Source organism: Herbaspirillum sp. 3R11 (assembly GCF_004563925.1).
GTDB lineage: Bacteria > Pseudomonadota > Gammaproteobacteria > Burkholderiales > Burkholderiaceae_D > Herbaspirillum.
The window spans coordinates 115,196-132,165 of the sequence record NZ_SPNJ01000004.1 but is presented as its reverse complement, the minus strand read 5'-3'; the positions used below and the strand labels follow the sequence as shown (position 1 = coordinate 132,165).

Here is a 16,970-nt window from a genome sequence, read left to right as displayed (position 1 = left end):
CTATTCCTTCGCCGCCGGCAAAATCTTGACCGGCGTGCCCGCGTTCAGGTTACCCAGGTTGGCCTTGACGATGCGCGCCCCGCCCTGCAGGCCGCTGCTGATTTCCACCGCGTTGCCCTTGCTGTCGACGCCGCGCAGGCCGGTCACGACATTGTGTCGCGCCAGCTTGCCGTTCTCGATGGTGTACACGTAGGCCTTGTCGCCTTCGTTCTGAATCGCGGTGGTCGGCACGGTGAGCACGGCGTCGCGCTTGTCCAGGGTCAGGCTGGCGTCGGCGAACATGCCGGCGCGCAAGAGATTGTCGGGATTGTCGATGCGCACGTAGACCATGATCGAGCGCGAGCCCGACTGCGTGGCCGGATTGATGCGCACCACCTTGCCGGCGACGGCGTCGGGCAGGCCTTCCACGCGCACCTGCACTTCCTGGCCGAGCTTCACTTTAAGGATGTCGGCTGTCGGCACCGGCGCTTCCAGTTCCATCTGGCGCAGGTCGACCACGTCGAGCAGCTTGTTGTCGACCGAGACCTTCTCGCCGGGTTCGATGGTGCGGGTGCTGACCAGGCCGGCCATCGGCGCTTTGATGACGGTGTCGTTGAGCGCCTTTTGCGCCACGTCGAGCGCGCCGCGCGCGGTGTCGACGTTGGCCTTGGCGATGTCGAACTGGCTGGCGGCGTTGTCGAAGGCGTTGCGCGAAATGAAGCCCTTGTCCAGCAGCGCCAGGTTGTTGTCGCGCGACTTTGTGGCGATGTCGAGCTGGCCGCGCGAAGCGACCAGCGAGCCCTTGGCCTGCTCGACCTTGGCCTGGTATTCGCTGGTGTCCATGCGGATCAGGACCTGGCCGAGGGTGACTGCTTCGCCGGCGCGCACCAGCACTTCCTTGACCTCGCCTGCGACCTTGGCCTTGACTGCAACCTGATTGAGCGCGCGCAATGCGCCCGACATCGGCAGTACCTGGCGCAGGGCTTCGACCTGGGCCACGGCGATGTCGCCCGGCAGGAATTCCAGCACCTGCGCCGGTTTTTCGACCACGGCGACCGGCGCGGCAGGGCGCTTGCGGAGCGCCATGAAGGCGATCAGCAGCACCAGCACAAGCAATACGATCAGGACCGAGCGGCGTTTAAAGAAGGAAAGTGTCATCAGGGTTTGGTCAGCAGGCCGTTCAGGCAAAGGTCGATGAAATTGTCGAGATAGGCGCCGGGCTCCACCGGCTCGATGGCGCACGGGCCGAACGACTGGCTCCACAGCATCAGCATCAGCACCGGTGCGACGATCACGCGTTTCATGTGCTCGGCGTCGATGGCGCGGAATTCGCCGCGCCGGATGCCGCGTTCGAGCATGCGCACGATGGTGGCGTTGCAGCGCGTGATGACTTCGGCATGGTAGAACTCTGCGAGTTCGGGGAAGTTGCCGGATTCTGCCATCATCAGTTTGGAAATACCGTTTAATTTTGTATCCGCCACCGAGGCCCACCAGCCGAGGATCAGGTCACGCAGCAAGTCGGCGCTGTGGCCTTCATAGCGATCGACCATGCCTTCGGCTTCTTCCAGCAGCGGCAGCATGTTGGTCCGCACGACCGACTTGAACAGGCTTTCCTTACTGTCGAAGTAGAGGTAGAGCGTGCCTTTGGAGACGCCGGCGCGGGCGGCGACGTCTTCCAGCCGCGCGGCCGCGAAACCGCGCTCGACGAAGATATCCAGCGCAGCGGCCAGCAATTCCTGCGGGCGCGCTTCCTTGCGACGCTCCCAGCGCGGTCCGCGTGGGGAAACGTCTGAAGCGGTTTGAGCGGCTTTTGGGACGGAAGGGGATTTCGAAGGCTGAGCCATGGCGAAGCGGCGGCGCCGCCAGTAAGTTACCGGTGAGTCAGCAATGTAAGTGGCAACCGTCATATCGTCAAGAAGCGCGCCGGGGTAGAGTGAGTAAAGCAGGGTAAAGGCGCGCCGGCCCTGCCGACAGCGGTTTGCGACGAAACGCCGGATTCGGGGAATAAAGCGGTGAATGCGGCGGTGTCCTTGCAAACGGAACAGACAAAAGGCTCTTACAATAGGAAAATCAGGCAGGTATCGCCAAAAAATCGGACGAATTTGTCAATCCGGCAACGTATTGACAGCTTATTGGAAGCTTACAGGCAGCCGGGCAGCAGCCTTGGTAGCATCGGCAGCAGTCCCGGCAATCCGTAGGAGAGCGGCAATGGACAGCATCAACAACCAGTTTTTCATCAACAACACGGCGTCGCCGACGTCGGCGAAGGCGTACGCCAAAAACGACGACATCGGTTTCGCCCAGATGATGGCCACGCGCGGCAGCGTCGACGGCCTCAGCGGCGCGGCCAAGGCTGATGTCAGCCCGGCGCTGACGATGGCGCTGGGCGGCCTGATCGGCCGCTACGGCATCAACGTGCCGCCGAAACTGCGCATCCTGCCGACCAAGAAAAAATACGTGCTGGAAGAAGGCGACGACCGTAGCGGCAAGTTCGACATGCTCATCACCGACAATCCCGGCGTGAGCGAGTTGCTGACCCAGGCCCACACCAAGGCGCTGACCGATCGCGAAGCGGCGATGGAGTCCGCCATCGACACCTTCATGCGCGGCAAGGGCGGCTATGACATGCGCGGCTTCCTGACCGAGTTCAAGGAAGAACAGAAGCCGCGCGCCGTCAGCGTCGTCTACGACGGTCTCGGCACCTACGTGGAAGAGCAGGACGCCCGCGGCGCCTGGCGCCTGGTCAAGGGCGAGTCGGATTTCATGGACGATCTGATGAAGGCCTATACGCGCTACAACACGACCAACGCGGCAGTTGAATACAACAAGGGCAAGAGCCTGCCGACGCTCAATCGCGAGCAGGTCTCGCAGGGCGGCTGAACGCTGTACGCATCAAACAAAAAGCCAGGCTGCGATGCCTGGCTTTTTTTATTTTTCAGCAACTGGTTTCAAGTGCCGAAGCTGCTGCTTCCCATGAGTTTGGAGAGTCGCGCCGAAATTTCCTGCACGATATTCTGCACCTCATCCAAGCTGGGATTGACCTTCTTGTCGATGCGCTCGATATAAGGAACGTTAAGCGCCGCCAACATACGGTCGTTGGCGCCCAGCACCGGATAGGAGAGATTCACCACGCCGCGGATCTGGCGGCTTTCCATGCGCGAATAGCCGCGCTCCTGGGTTTCGGCGATCTGGCGCAGCAACTGAGCGTGGTCGACTTCCTGTTCGCCGTCCATGCGCACGTGCGCCGCCAGCATGCGGCCGCGCTCGGCTTCATCGCGGAATGACAGCAACACGTGGCCCGACGCGGTGTCGGTCAGACTGACCAGCGCGCCGACCTTGAGGCCGAAGGCCCAGCGTTCCGGGCTGTCTACCTGCGCCACCACGATCACGCGGCCGGCTTCATAGACGGTCAGATGGGTCGATTGCATGGTGCGGTTGGCCAGCTCGCGCATGTGCGGCAGCGCCGTACTCACCAGCGAACGGATCGGCTGGTTGTTGTGCGCCAGCTCGAACAGTTTCAGCGACAGGCGGTACTGGTCGTTGTCGGCGATCAGGTAGCCGCGCTGCTCCAGCGTCACCACCATGCGGAAAATTTCATTGACGCTGCGTCCCAGCTGTTTGGATATTTGGTTCAGCGTCAGCACCTGCTCGGACTTACTGAGCAATTCCAGGATGTCCAACCCCTTGTCCAGCGCCGGCGCTGCATAGCGCGTCTTGCCGGTATCGGCGGCGCTGTCGTTGGCGGAAGCCTCGGCGACGGCTTCCAACTCCGCCTCAGGGACGATTTTCTTGGTTTTTGGCATGGGCTGGCTGAATGTGGAAAGGGAATGCGGATGTTTGTCGTTTTGCGCAAATTCGTCTTGTTGGCATTTTATCCCTGAAACCGGCATTCATGCGGCTTTGCCGGTTTCAGCGAGTGTCACCTGACTACATCAGAAGGAATGACTGATGCCTGCGTAGGCGCCATTCTGGTTTTGCCCCGGCAACGGATTGTTGTTGGTGGCTTCGACCGAGAAGTTGGCGGTGCTGCTGTTGCGGACTGTGCCCGCGCCCACGTACAGCAGGGTGCGCTTGGACAGCGAGTAGTTGGCGCCGGCCATGAACAGGTTGGCGTTGCCGCCGCCATTGTTGACGTTGACGCGGAACACCGAGCCGATCAGCGTCAGCGCAGGCGTGACCTGATAGTTCGCGCCCAGCCAGTAATGATTGACCTTGTCCGGCGAGCCCGGTGCAACGTCCGGCGCACGCAGGTTTTCGTAACCGAGGAACAGCTTGAGTTTGTCGATGGTGTAGGTGCCGCCCAGGATCAGTTCCTTCGACGTATCGAAAACGGTATTGCGGGTGCCGTCGGTATTGAGGCCGCTGCCGTACTTGCCGTTGCTGTCACGGATCAGGTCGTAGATCGCGCGCAGCTCAAGGCCCTGGTTTTGATAGACCAGCGAGACGCCGTCCTTGCGCTTGTTTTTGATCGAGCCGGCCTGTTCGCCGAGCGCGGTCTGGAACGTGGCATTGAAGCCGCCCCAGGTCGGCGTCTGGTATTCGATCACATTGTCCGCGCCTTGCCAGTTGCGGCCGCGCACCAGCGTGGCGGTGCCGATGAATTGCTGACCGGTCGGGTCGAGGAACCAGACATCGTTGTCGATGAACAGGTTCTTGCCGAACTTCAGCGAACCGGCGCTGCCGGACAGGCCGACATAAGAGCGGCGATTGAACAAGGCGGAGCCGTTGGTGGCGCCCTTGGTGGCATCGAAACCGGACTCCAGCAGGAAGAAGGCGTTCAGTCCCGAACCCAGGTCTTCCGTGCCCTTGAAGCCGATCATGCTGGTGCCCCACTGGTTGCCGGAGGCGCGCCACAGGCTGCCGCTGCCGCCGCCGGTGAGGGCAACGTTGGATTGATAGTCGACGCCGGCGTCGACGCGGCCGTAGACCGTGACTGCCGATTGCGCCTGCACTGCGCCGGCCAGGCCGAGCAGTGCGCCGGCGACGGCGGCGAGCTTGAATGAGGATGCGCCGCGCGGTGCGCGGTTGCCGCTGGTCGCGGCGATGGATGTGATTGTCTGCATGAGGATCTCCGTATGTGTCTTCATTTATGGTTGTTGGTGACTGCGTGTTCGTGTTTCGTCCGTGTTTCGTCGGTACGGCATGCGGCTTGTCGGGCGCGGTAGCGATGCCGGAATTGCCACAGGGAAAACTTAAGGTTGGTTTTGGTCTCCTTTCTTTATTTTATTTTTATTTGTAAAATTTAATTTTAATAAAATATCAAAGAAATATTGCCCGACAGACATCTGTGTTTTGATATCTCTCAACTATCTATTGGTTATCACTTGGTGTTACGTGATTCCGTTGTAGTCTGCGGCGAAGCGATAGTAGCAAAGTAAACTCAAATATAAAATAGAATTTTATTGATGAATTTAGGCCTGCGTGCAATAATCGCCACACTTCCTGGTCATTCGCGCCTCTTTCTGGCCTCAAGCGAACCATGGACAACAACAACGGCAACGCAAAAAAGCGTTGCGGAGACAGGAGCAGGACAGCGTGACAAGAAAGTGTGACCGGCCGGTGCACATCCACCGGCGGCACTGATTTCACTGACTTCACTGACATTGGTTCTTAACATCCCCTTTTTCTATCTACAGAGACGATGACCACCATCACTTCCATGCGCGTACTGGATGTACGTTTCCCGACTTCGAAGACGCTCGACGGCTCCGACGCCATGAATCCGGATCCGGACTACTCCGCTGCTTACGTGATCCTGGAAACCGACCAGTCCGGTCTCGAAGGCCACGGCCTGACCTTCACCATCGGTCGCGGCAACGAGATCTGCTGCGCCGCCATCAAGGCGATGGAACATCTGGTGGTCGGCCTCGACCTGGCCTGGGTCAGTGAAGACATGGGACGTTTCTGGCGCTACATCACCTCCGACAGCCAGCTGCGCTGGATCGGCCCCGACAAGGGCGCTATCCATCTCGCCACCGGCGCCGTCGTCAATGCGGTCTGGGACCTGTGGGCCAAGGCGGAAGGCAAGCCGCTGTGGAAGCTGGTGTCCGACATGTCGCCGGAAGAACTGGTGCGCAGCATCGACTTCCGCTACATCACCGACTGCATCACGCCCGACGAAGCGCTGGCGCTGCTGCGCGCACAGGCTCCCGGCAAGGCCGAACGCATCCGCCTGCTGGAGCAGAACGGTTATCCCTGCTACACCACCTCGGCCGGCTGGCTGGGTTACGACGACGCCAAGCTGCGCCGTCTGTGCAAGGAAGCCATCGACGGCGGCTTCAACCACATCAAACTCAAAGTCGGGCGCGACCTCGCCGACGACAAGCGCCGCGTTACCATCGCGCGTGAAGTCATCGGCCCGGATCGTCACCTGATGATCGACGCCAACCAGGTATGGGAAGTTGACCAGGCAATCGCATGGGTCAATGAGCTGGCCTTCGTCAAGCCATGGTTCATTGAAGAGCCGACCAGCCCGGACGACGTCGAAGGCCATCGCAAGATCCGCGAAGGCATCGGCGCGGTCAAGGTCGCCACCGGCGAGATGTGCCAGAACCGCGTGCTGTTCAAGCAATTCATCATGCGCGGCGCCATCGACGTGGTGCAGATCGATTCCTGCCGTCTCGGCGGCGTCAACGAAATCCTCGCGGTACTGCTGATGGCGGCCAAGTACAAGTTGCCGGTCTGTCCGCACGCCGGCGGCGTCGGCCTGTGCGAATACGTGCAGCATCTGTCGATGATCGACTACGTGTGCATCTCGGGCACTACCGAAGGACGCGTGACCGAATATGTCGATCACCTGCATGAGCACTTTATCGACGCCTGCGTGGTCAAAGGGGCAGCCTACATGCCGCCGACCGCACCGGGATTCTCGATTACGATGAAGCCCGAATCGCTGGAGCAATATCGCTTCCGCGGCTGATAAAAAAACAAGACAACAATAGCGATCGAAACAATCGCAACACGGAGACAAACGTGGATTTACATCTCAAAGACAAGGTCGTGATCGTCACCGGCGGCGCGTCGGGCATCGGCGGCGCGATCTCGCTGCAACTCGCTACTGAAGGCGCGATTCCCGTGATATTCGGCAAAAGCGAGCCGAACGAAGCGTTTCGGGAGCAGTTGCTGAAACTGCAACCGCAGGCGCGCTTCTTCCTGCTCGACCTGACCGATGAAGGGAAGTGCGAGCAAGCGGTCGCCGAAACCGTGCGTGCATTCGGCCGCCTCGACGGTCTCGTCAACAACGCCGGCATCAACGACAGTGTAGGCCTCGACGCCGGTCGTACCGCGTTCGTGCAATCGCTGGAAAAAAACCTCATTCACTATTACGTCATGGCGCACTACTGCGTGCCGCATCTCAAGGCCACGCGCGGCGCCATCGTCAACGTGTCGTCCAAGACCGCCGTCACCGGCCAGGGCAACACCAGCGGCTATTGCGCATCCAAGGGCGCGCAACTCTCGCTGACACGCGAATGGGCGGCCGCGCTGGCCAATGACGGCGTGCGCGTCAATGCGCTGATCCCGGCCGAAGTCATGACGCCGCTGTATGAAAGATGGATCTCCAGCTTCGACAATCCGGAGGAGAAGCTGGCCTCGATCACGAGCAAGATTCCCTTCGGCAAGCGCTTCACGACCTCGGAAGAAATGGCCGATACAGCCGTCTTCCTGTTGTCGGATCGCGCGGCACATACCACCGGACAATGGGTGTTCGTCGACGGCGGTTATACCCATCTCGACCGCGCGCTGAGCTGAGGAGCGAGCCATGCGTTACTGCCTCGCCCTCGACCTGAAAGACGACGCGGCACTGATTGCGCGCTACGAAGAACATCATCGCCGCATCTGGCCGGAGATTGCCGCACATCTGCGCGCGCACGGCGTGACCGGCATGGAAATCTACCGGCTCGGCACGCGCATGACGATGATCATGGACACCGACGATGCCGTCTACGACGCGGCGGCAATGGCGCAAGCGATGCAGCGCGACCCCAAAGTGCAGGAATGGGAAACGCTGATGTGGCAATTCCAGGCGCCGACGCCGTGGACGCCGCAAGGAGAGAAATGGGTGCCGATGGCGAAGATATTCGACCTGACGGCGCAGTGAGGGCAACCCGCAAAGACGGATAACCGACTTGCATCAAGAGGCAGGCATGCAATCAGAACAAACAGAGACCGCAAACGAATCGGGATACCTGATTTCGTTGCGTAACGTTACCAAACGCTTCCCGGGCGTGCTCGCGCTGGACAATTGTCAGCTCGACCTGTTGCCGGGCGAAGTGCACGCGCTCATGGGTGAAAACGGCGCCGGAAAATCGACGCTGATGAAGATCCTGTCCGGCGTCTATCAGAAGGACGAGGGCAGCATCTTCGTCGACGGCAAGGAAGTCGATATCGACGGTCCGCGCGCGGCGCAGGAGCTCGGCATCGGCATTATCCATCAGGAGCTCAACCTGATGAATCACCTGAGCGCTGCGCAAAACATCTTCATCGGTCGCGAGCCGCGCGGACGTTTCGGCATGTTCCTTGACGAGGAGACGCTCAATCGCCAGACCGCCGAGATCTTCGCGCGCATGCGCCTGAAGCTCGACCCGCGCACCCAGGTCGGCGAGCTGACCGTGGCCAAACAGCAGATGGTGGAAATCGCCAAGGCGCTGTCCTTCAACTCGCGCGTCCTGATCATGGACGAGCCGACCGCTGCGCTCAACAACGCCGAGATCGACGAACTGTTCCGCATCATCCGCGACCTGCAAACGCAGGGCGTGGGCATCGTCTACATCTCGCACAAGATGGACGAGCTACGCCGCATCTCCAATCGCGTCACCGTCATGCGCGACGGCAAATACATCGCCACGGTGCCCACCGAAGAAACCCCGATCGACACCATCATCAGCATGATGGTCGGCCGTCAGCTCGACGGTGCGCGTCCGGTTATCGCCAATGCCGGCGACAACAAGATCGTCCTGGAGGTCAAGGGACTGTCGCGCGGCCATGCGATCCGCGACGTCAGCTTCCAGTTGCGCAAGGGTGAGATTCTCGGCTTCGCCGGCCTGATGGGGGCTGGCCGCACTGAGGTTGCACGCGCCATCTTCGGCGCCGATCCGCTCGACGCCGGCGAAATCTTCATCCATGGCGGCAAGGCCGTGATCAAGTCGCCGTCCGACGCCGTCGCCCACGGCATCGGCTATCTGTCGGAAGACCGCAAGCACTTCGGCCTGGCCACCGGTCTCGACGTCAAGGCCAACGTGGTCATGTCGAGCATGAACCGTTTCCTGAAAAAGGGTCTGTTCCTCGACCAGGCCGCGATCCGCAGCACGGCGCAAAGCTATGTGCGCCAGCTCTCGATCAAGACGCCGTCGATCGATCAGCCGGCGCGCCTGCTGTCCGGCGGCAACCAGCAAAAGATCGTGATCGCCAAGTGGCTGCTGCGCGACTGCGACATCCTGTTCTTCGACGAACCCACGCGCGGCATCGACATCGGCGCCAAGAGCGAAATCTACAAACTGCTCAACGCCTTGGCCGAACAAGGCAAGGCCATCGTGATGATTTCCTCCGAGTTGCCGGAAGTGCTGCGCATGAGCCACCGCGTGCTGGTCATGTGCGAAGGCCGCATTACCGGCGAACTCAGCGCCGCCGAAGCTTCGCAGGAAAAGATCATGCAACTGGCCACGCAGCGCCCCTCCGCCGTCGCTGCCGCTACCGCAACTACTGCCGTCACCGCCGCTACCACCACACATTGAAGAAGACGACCATGGCAACTACTCCCAATCCACTGTCGCAAACGAACCTGACCATGACACCTGTAAACGATTCCGAAGCCGGCGCCGGCAGCCTGCGCGAACGCCTGTTCCACCCGTCGACGCGGCAAAAGCTGCTGGCCTTTGCCAGCCTGCTGGCGCTGATGGTGTTCTTCAGCGTCGCCAACGACAACTTCCTGCAGGTCGACAACCTCGTCAGCATCCTGCAATCGACTGCCGTCAACGGCGTGCTGGCGATCGCCTGCACCTTCGTCATCATCACCGCCGGCATCGACCTGTCGGTCGGCACCATGATGACGTTCTGCTCGGTCATGGCCGGCGTGTTCCTGACCTACTGGGGTTTGCCGATCGGCTTCGGCATCTTCGCGGCGATCTTCTTCGGCGCGCTGTGCGGCTGGACCTCCGGCATGCTGATCGCCAAGCTCAAGGTGCCGCCGTTCATCGCCACGCTGGGCATGATGATGTTGCTCAAGGGCCTGTCGCTGGTGATCTCCGGCACCAAGCCGATCTATTTCAACGACACGCCGTCGTTCCCGCAGATTTCGCAGGAGTCGCTGATCGGCGACCTGATTCCGGCGCTGCCGATTCCCAACGCCGTGCTGATCCTGTTCCTGGTGGCGATCGCCGCCGGCGTCATCCTCAACAAGACCGTGTTCGGCCGCTACACCTTCGCGCTGGGCAGCAACGAAGAAGCGCTGCGCCTGTCCGGCGTCAAGGTGGATTTCTGGAAGGTCACCGTCTACACCGTCAGCGGCGCCATCTGCGGCATCGCCGGCCTGCTGATCGCTTCGCGCCTGAACTCCGCGCAACCGGCGCTGGGGCAGGGCTACGAGCTCGACGCCATCGCCGCCGTGGTGATCGGCGGCACCTCGCTGTCGGGCGGCACCGGCACCATCCTCGGCACCATCATCGGCGCCTTCATCATGAGCGTGCTGATCAACGGCCTGCGCATCATGTCGGTAGCGCAGGAATGGCAAACCGTGGTCACCGGCGTGATCATCATTCTCGCCGTCTATATGGATATCCTGCGCCGTCGCCGTCAGTAAAAATCAAGCAAGGAAATCGCTGCACCCCCGCTGTTTTACATTCATCAAGGAGACTTAAAAATGATAAAGAGAAGAGCCCTCAACATTGCCCTCGGCCTCAGCTTCGCGTTCGGCGCAAGCGGTATTGCACAAGCACAGGAAGTTTATATTCCACTGATCTCGAAAGGCTTCCAGCATCAGTTCTGGCAAGCCGTGAAGGCCGGCGCCAACCAGGCAGCGACCGACTACAAGGTCAAGGTGACCTTCGAAGGTCCGGAAACCGAAGCCATGGTCGACAAGCAGATCGACATGCTGTCCGCCGCACTGGCCAAGAAGCCGCAGGCGATCGGCTTCGCCGCGCTCGACAGCAAGGCCGCGCTGCCGTTGCTGAAGAAGGCGCAAGCCGCAAAGATTCCGGTGGTCGCATTTGACTCGGGCGTCGACAGCGACATTCCGGTCACCACTGCCACCACCGACAACAAGGCCGCCGCTGCAATGGCCGCCGACAAGATGGCCGAACTGATCGGCAAGGAAGGCGAAGTCGCCGTGGTCGCGCATGACCAGACCAGCCGCACCGGCATCGACCGCCGCGATGGCTTCGTCGATCGCATCAAGTCGGCCTATCCGAAGATCAAGATCGTCAGCATCCAGTACGGCGCCGGCGATCAGCTGAAGTCGACCGAAGTCACCAAGTCCATCCTGCAGGCCTATCCTAAACTCAAGGGCGCCTTCGGCACCAATGAGGGTTCGGCCATCGGCGTGCTGAACGGCGCCAAGGAAATGAAGCGCAAGGTCGTCATCATCGGTTTCGACTCCGGCAAGCAGCAGAAGGATGCGATCCGCGACGGCCAGATGGCAGGCGCGATCACACAAAATCCGGTCGGCATCGGCTACAAGACTGTCGAAGCGGCAGTCAAGGCGCTCAAGGGCGAGAAGCTGCCGAAGATCATCGACACCGGTTTCTACTGGTACGACAAGAGCAACATCGCCGATCCGAAGATCGCGGCAGTGCTGTACGACTGATCGCCTGATCATTTGATCTGAGGATCCGATGCCGGCGGCATTCGCACCAAGCGGATGCGCCGGCATTCTCATTTGATATTTTCAATTTTTAATTTGATCAGACCATGACCATGCGCATCGATGCACATCAACATTTCTGGCGCTATCGCGCTGAAGATTACCCATGGATAGGCGCCGGCATGGACGTGCTGGCGCAGGACAAGCTGCCGACCGATTTGTTGCCGCTGTTGCGCGTACACCAGCTGGATGCCTCGATTGCCGTGCAGGCGCGTTCGGGACGCGACGAGACGCGCTTCCTACTGGGACTGGCGCAGGAGAATGATTTCATCGCCGGCGTGGTCGGCTGGGAAAACCTCGCCGTACCCGATCTCGGCGAGCGCCTCGATGAATGGCATGGCGGCGACAAGCTGCTGGGTTTCCGTCATCAGGTGCAGGACGAAGCCGACGCGCGCGCCTTCCTGGAGCATGCCGATTTCAATCGCGGCGTGGCGCTGCTGCAGGAGCGCGACTACGTCTACGACGTGTTGGTGTTTGAGCGCCAACTGGCCGACACGCAGGCATTCTGCGCGCGCCATGACAAGCACTGGCTGGTGCTGGATCATCTTGGCAAGCCGGCGCTGCGCGAGTTTGGCAAAAACGGCGGCAAAAGCGACGACGCCCTGTGGCGCTGGGAAAAGGAATTGCTGGCGCTGGGTGAATTGCCGCACGTGGTCTGCAAGCTGTCGGGGCTGGTCACCGAAGCCGACTGGAACAACGGCCTGCAGCCGGCCGACTACCAGCACATCCGCATCTGTCTCGATACCGCGCTGGAAGCCTTCGGTCCGCAGCGCCTGATGTTCGGTTCGGACTGGCCGGTGTGTTTGCTGGCGGACTCTTATGACAAGGTAGCGGATCTGGTTGCCGACTGGGCGACGAGCAACTTGAGCAAAGACGAGCAGGACGCCTTGTGGGGTGGAACGGCGGCGCGTTGTTACGGCATCAAGGTCTGACAGCTCGGACGAATATTTTTCAATTGCCCTGCACCAGTTGCAAGGGCGTCGCCATCACGGTGTTCAGTTCGCGCATGTTGGCCGGCCGCTGGGCCACCAGCGTCAGCACCCACTCCTGCAGATAGGTCGCACCCGGCGTGTTGTTGCCGGTGCGCTCATTGGATACCCTCAGAACGCGCTGCCAGCCGCGCACGATCATGCCGTCGGCATGCATGCTCAGCAATTGCGGTTCATACAGCGGCGACAGCAACAATACCGTCGCTCCTTCCGCATTGTCCGCACCTTCGGGCGCGCTCAGCGTCATCTGGCGCGTGGTGCCGGCCATGCTCATCGTCACGATGCCGGCGAAACCGGCGTCGGCAGCCACTTCCGCCTCGGTGCGGCGGATTCCTTCATGTCTTAATTGTCGAATTATACTGTACATAAATCCAGTATATTCCAAAATTGTCCCTCGGCGCAATACGAGTTCTTGCTTTCAAATTCATCTTCGGACCCGCTGACGCCAGGGCCATCCAAGACTGCACGCGGTATATGAATATGCGGATATATTCGTGGCGGCGGCGTGGCGCGCGCAAGAGAATCAACGATTGATTTTCTCTTTGTGGAGTGCGCCATGAGCCGCGATTTGCTGTTGTTGCTGGAAGCCGGATTCACCGACCCGAACCATCCCGGTGAACGTTTCATCTGCCCCGACGGCGCGGCTATCGAAGGCCTGCTGGCCGGCGATCCGGAACACGCCGGACGCCTCGACATCGAGCGCCTGCCGTTCGCCAGGCCGCGCCAGAAGGTGGTCGCGGCGCTCGACGCCGACCATCAGAGCCTGCCGGTGCTGATCCTCGGCGACGAGCACGCGCTGCCGGCCGATAGCGCGCACGTACAGCAGCTCGGCGACAAGCGCTTCGTCACCGACACGCGCCGCATCCTCGACTTGCTGGCCGAGCGCCACGGCTTCTTCAAGGTGCATTGATGCACCATCGGTCCGCGCCGATGAAGGCGCGGGCGCTTCCGACCTGATCCGCCTCTCCCTTCCCGACCGGAGTCTTCCATGAGCGACACATCCGTGCGCCCGCGCCAGCTGCATCTCAACATCAACGTCCTGCATTCCGGTTTCGTGCCCTCGGCCTGGCGCCTGCCCGACGCCGATCCGCATGCCTTCGTCGACGTCGGCCATTACATCCGCGTGGCGCAGATCGCCGAAGCTGCAAAGTTCGATGCGGTCTTCCTGGCCGACAACGCCGCCATCATCGAGCAGATCGATTTCCGTCCTATCACTGCGCTGGAGCCGACCGTGCTGCTGGCCAGCGTGGCTGCGGCGACCACTCACATCGGCGTGATCGGCACGGCCTCGACCAGCTACAACGAGCCGTACAACATCGCGCGCCGCTTCGCCACGCTGGACCATGTCAGCAAGGGCCGTGCGGGATGGAACGTGGTCACCACCGCCGATCTCGGCTCGGCGCGCAACTTCGGCCGCGACGCCGTGCCGAACCACGCTGAGCGCTATGCGCGCGCGGCCGAGTTCACCGACGTGGTCAAGGCCTTGTGGGACAGCTGGGAAGACGACGCGGTGATCGGCGACAAGGTCGGCGGCCGTTTCATCGACACCGCCAAGGTGCAGCCGATCGCGCATCGCGGCACGCATTTTTCCGTACACGGTCCGCTCAACCTGCCGCGCACGCCGCAAGGCCATCCGGTGCTGGTGCAGGCGGGCGGTTCCGCCGACGGCCGCGATCTCGCGGCGCGCCATGCCGAGGCAGTGTTCTCGGCGTCGCAGTCGTTCGAGGAATCGCTGGCTTACGGACGCGAGCTCAATGCACGCGCAGCGGCCTATGGACGCGGTCCGCATGCGGTCAAGGTCCTGGCCGGACTGACCACCATCATCGGCGCCACCGAGGCCGACGCGATCCGCCGGCGCGACGAGCTGATCGACATGATCCCGTGGAGCTACAACATCAATCGCCTGGCCGGCATCCTCGGCGTGGCGCCGGAACGCATCAAGCTTGATGAGCGCCTGCCCGACGACATCGCCCTGCCCAATAACGGCAACGGCAATCACACCTTCTTCAACGCCACGCTGGCGCAGGCGCGGCAGCACGGCTACACCGCGCGCCAGCTGGTGTATGCATTGGCGGGCGGCGGCGGTCACCGCGTGGTGGTCGGCACGCCGGAACAGATCGCCGACGACATCGAGCACTGGTTCAAGGGCGGCGCGGCCGACGGCTTCAACCTGATGCCGGATGCGCTGCCGAGCGGCTTGCAGGACTTCACCGACGGCGTCGTACCTATCCTGCAAAAACGCGGCATCTTCCGCCGCGACTATGAGGGAACAACCCTGCGTGAACATCTGGGGCTGGCGCGTCCGGGCGGACGCAAGAGCATCGCCGACGCTGCCTGACCAGCTGCTTAATCAATGGCGGTGGTCGAAGCGGCGTGACACGCGCTCGCCCACCAGCTGGATGACGGACACCAGTGCGATCAGGATCACGATGACTTCAAACATCACCCGCGTTTCATAGCGCTCATAACCGTAACGAATCGCCAGGTCGCCCAGGCCGCCGGCGCCGACTGCGCCGGCCATGGCGGAGGCGTTGATCATGGCGATCACGCTGACCGTCATGCCGCCGACGATGCCGGGCAAGGCTTCCGGCAGCAGCACGTGGCGAATGATGTGGCGGCGCCGGCAACCCATCGCGCGCGCCGCCTCCACCAGACCGGGATCGACGTCGTTGAGGCTGACCTGCGCAATGCGCGCATAGAACGGAATCAGGTTGACCGTCAGCGGCACCACCGCCGCCCAGGTGCCGAGCGTGGTGCCCACCAGGAAGCGGGTCACCGGCAACAACGCCACCAGCATGATGATGAACGGCACCGCGCGGAAGATGTTGACCGTCACGGACAACCCGCGATGCAGGCGCGGCTTCGGATACAGACTGCTTTTGGCGGTCACCGTCAGCACGATCGCCAGCAGCAGGCCCAGGCCGATGGCGATCAGCGCCGAGGCGCTCACCATCAGCAAGGTTTCAAAGAAAGCCTGAAAGTATTTGTTAAGCGGTGGCAGGGACATAACCTAGAACCTCGATGAAATCAGCGCCGTGGCCGTGGTTGGATCCTCCGAATGCGCCGCTTGCTTTTATTGATTGCCACGACGACGCCGGTAACGACACCAGCAGGCTGCCCTGCGCATGGCCGCGGATGCGGTCGAGACCGCCATGGATCAGCGTGGCGTCGGGACCGAGCAGAGCCAGTTGTTGCAGGCTGACGCCGTGCGGTTGCGCGGCGCCGTTGAAGCGCAGGCTGAGCAGCGCATTGCCGGGCCTGCCGTCGAGATCATCCACCAGTTGCGCCGCCAGGTCGGCCGGCAAGCCATGCTGCAGCGGACGCAACAGCGCGCGCGTGGCAGGCGCCTGCGGATCGCCGAACACGCGCCACACTTCACCTTGTTCAACCGCCTGGCCATGGTCGAGCACCAGCACGCGGTCGCAGATTTCGCGGATCACCGCCATGTCGTGCGTGATCAGCACCACCGTCAGATCCATCTTGCTGCTGACGTCGCGCAGCAAGGCCAGGATGGACTGTGTCGACTCGGGGTCGAGCGCCGACGTCGCTTCATCGCACAATAGGATTTCCGGATCGTGCACCAGTGCGCGGGCAATGCCGACGCGTTGTTTCTGCCCGCCCGAGAGTTTGGCCGGATACACCTCGGCCTTGTCGCTCAGGCCGACCAGTTCAAGCAGAGCATCGACGCGCTTGCGAACCACATCCGGTTTGACGCCCGCCACGCGTAGCGGCAGGCCGACGTTGTCGCGTACGGTCTTGGCCGACAACAGGTTGAAATGCTGGAAGATCATGCCGACGCGGCGACGCAGGTGCACCAGCCCGTCTTCATCGAGTCCGCCGACCTGCAAGCCGTCGATGGCGATGCCGCCCGCGTCGGGCAGCTCCAGCGCATTGATGGTGCGCAGCAAGGTCGACTTGCCGGCGCCGCTGCGGCCGATGATGCCGAAGATCTCTCCGCGCGCGACCGTGAACGAGACCTCGCGCAGCGCGTGCACGATGCCGCTCGGTGCCGGATATTGTTTGGAAACCTTGGAAAAACTCAGATGCACGTCGCCGGCTACTGTCGCAGCAGGCGACGGCAGCGGTACTGCTGACGCCACCGTCGCCGGCGCCGGCTGTCCCGCCTCAGCGCCAACGTCGGTCAATGC

Annotated in this window: 17 protein-coding genes; 10 read left to right on the top strand and 7 right to left on the bottom strand. The window is 61.8% G+C overall.

All coding sequences use genetic code 11. The features are described 5' to 3' along the window. Positions 1-1,137 (bottom strand): efflux RND transporter periplasmic adaptor subunit, encoded by a 1,137-nt coding sequence (locus tag E4P32_RS17545; protein ID WP_116436495.1) that lies wholly within the window; start codon positions 1,135-1,137, stop codon positions 1-3. Further along, positions 1,137-1,823 carry a TetR/AcrR family transcriptional regulator gene (locus E4P32_RS17540; RefSeq protein ID WP_116436494.1) on the bottom strand — a complete coding sequence of 229 codons (687 nt, stop codon included), beginning with the start codon at positions 1,821-1,823 and terminating at the stop codon, positions 1,137-1,139. Before E4P32_RS17540 ends, E4P32_RS17545 begins: the two co-directional genes overlap by 1 nt. A 364-nt stretch (positions 1,824-2,187) precedes the next feature. Between E4P32_RS17540 and E4P32_RS17535 the strand changes: the two genes are divergently transcribed. Next, positions 2,188-2,859, top strand: coding sequence for a hypothetical protein (locus E4P32_RS17535; protein ID WP_116436493.1), 672 nt, complete (start codon positions 2,188-2,190; stop codon positions 2,857-2,859). 68 nt (positions 2,860-2,927) lie between these two features. Here the strand turns inward: E4P32_RS17535 and E4P32_RS17530 are convergent, their stop codons facing one another. Both E4P32_RS17530 and E4P32_RS17525 read right to left on the bottom strand, forming a co-directional pair. Next, a complete protein-coding gene (locus tag E4P32_RS17530) occupies positions 2,928-3,782 on the bottom strand; it encodes an IclR family transcriptional regulator (RefSeq protein WP_116436492.1) in 855 nt (284 codons plus the stop codon). A 129-nt stretch (positions 3,783-3,911) separates the two neighbouring features. Beyond that, entirely contained in the window at positions 3,912-5,042 is a 1,131-nt protein-coding gene (locus tag E4P32_RS17525) for a porin (protein ID WP_233526767.1), read from the bottom strand. Positions 5,043-5,620: 578 nt separating this feature from the next. Between E4P32_RS17525 and E4P32_RS17520 the strand changes: the two genes are divergently transcribed. The 7 genes from E4P32_RS17520 to E4P32_RS17490 all read left to right on the top strand — a co-directional run bounded on the left by E4P32_RS17520 (position 5,621) and on the right by E4P32_RS17490 (position 12,765). Further along, positions 5,621-6,898: an L-fuconate dehydratase gene (locus tag E4P32_RS17520; RefSeq protein ID WP_116436491.1), complete on the top strand. Its 1,278-nt coding sequence runs from the start codon at positions 5,621-5,623 to the stop codon at positions 6,896-6,898. 53 nt (positions 6,899-6,951) lie between these two features. Next, positions 6,952-7,728 (top strand): SDR family oxidoreductase, encoded by a 777-nt coding sequence (locus tag E4P32_RS17515; protein WP_116436490.1) that lies wholly within the window; start codon positions 6,952-6,954, stop codon positions 7,726-7,728. 10 nt (positions 7,729-7,738) lie between these two features. Then, positions 7,739-8,077 (top strand): L-rhamnose mutarotase, encoded by a 339-nt coding sequence (locus E4P32_RS17510; protein WP_116436489.1) that lies wholly within the window; start codon positions 7,739-7,741, stop codon positions 8,075-8,077. Positions 8,078-8,123: 46 nt separating this feature from the next. Beyond that, the gene (locus E4P32_RS17505; RefSeq protein ID WP_116436488.1) at positions 8,124-9,710 is read left to right on the top strand and encodes a sugar ABC transporter ATP-binding protein; all 1,587 of its coding nucleotides are present in this window, start codon (positions 8,124-8,126) and stop codon (positions 9,708-9,710) included. Positions 9,711-9,763: 53 nt separating this feature from the next. Next, positions 9,764-10,774, top strand: a complete 1,011-nt coding sequence (locus E4P32_RS17500; RefSeq protein WP_116436649.1) for an ABC transporter permease — start codon at positions 9,764-9,766, stop codon at positions 10,772-10,774. A gap of 60 nt (positions 10,775-10,834) precedes the next feature. After that, positions 10,835-11,776, top strand: coding sequence for an ABC transporter substrate-binding protein (locus tag E4P32_RS17495; RefSeq protein ID WP_116436487.1), 942 nt, complete (start codon positions 10,835-10,837; stop codon positions 11,774-11,776). A gap of 104 nt (positions 11,777-11,880) precedes the next feature. Then, positions 11,881-12,765 (top strand): amidohydrolase family protein, encoded by an 885-nt coding sequence (locus tag E4P32_RS17490; RefSeq protein ID WP_116436486.1) that lies wholly within the window; start codon positions 11,881-11,883, stop codon positions 12,763-12,765. Between the two features lie 19 nt (positions 12,766-12,784). Here E4P32_RS17490 and E4P32_RS17485 read toward each other — a convergent pair whose 3' ends face one another. Then, positions 12,785-13,132: a hypothetical protein gene (locus E4P32_RS17485; RefSeq protein WP_116436485.1), complete on the bottom strand. Its 348-nt coding sequence runs from the start codon at positions 13,130-13,132 to the stop codon at positions 12,785-12,787. 246 nt (positions 13,133-13,378) lie between these two features. On the opposite strand from E4P32_RS17485, the gene E4P32_RS17480 reads away from it, so the two are divergent. Together E4P32_RS17480 and E4P32_RS17475 are read left to right on the top strand one after the other, a co-directional pair. Then, the gene (locus E4P32_RS17480) at positions 13,379-13,732 is read left to right on the top strand and encodes a DUF3088 domain-containing protein (RefSeq protein ID WP_116436484.1); all 354 of its coding nucleotides are present in this window, start codon (positions 13,379-13,381) and stop codon (positions 13,730-13,732) included. 78 nt (positions 13,733-13,810) lie between these two features. Continuing rightward, a complete protein-coding gene (locus tag E4P32_RS17475) occupies positions 13,811-15,160 on the top strand; it encodes an LLM class flavin-dependent oxidoreductase (RefSeq protein WP_116436483.1) in 1,350 nt (449 codons plus the stop codon). 12 nt (positions 15,161-15,172) lie between these two features. Here E4P32_RS17475 and E4P32_RS17470 read toward each other — a convergent pair whose 3' ends face one another. Both E4P32_RS17470 and E4P32_RS17465 read right to left on the bottom strand, forming a co-directional pair. Continuing rightward, complete coding sequence (locus tag E4P32_RS17470) at positions 15,173-15,829, bottom strand: methionine ABC transporter permease (RefSeq protein WP_116436482.1); 657 nt, start codon at positions 15,827-15,829, stop codon at positions 15,173-15,175. Further along, positions 15,810-16,871 (bottom strand): ATP-binding cassette domain-containing protein, encoded by a 1,062-nt coding sequence (locus E4P32_RS17465; RefSeq protein ID WP_233526777.1) that lies wholly within the window; start codon positions 16,869-16,871, stop codon positions 15,810-15,812. Before E4P32_RS17465 ends, E4P32_RS17470 begins: the two co-directional genes overlap by 20 nt. Positions 16,872-16,970: the final 99 nt, after the last annotated feature.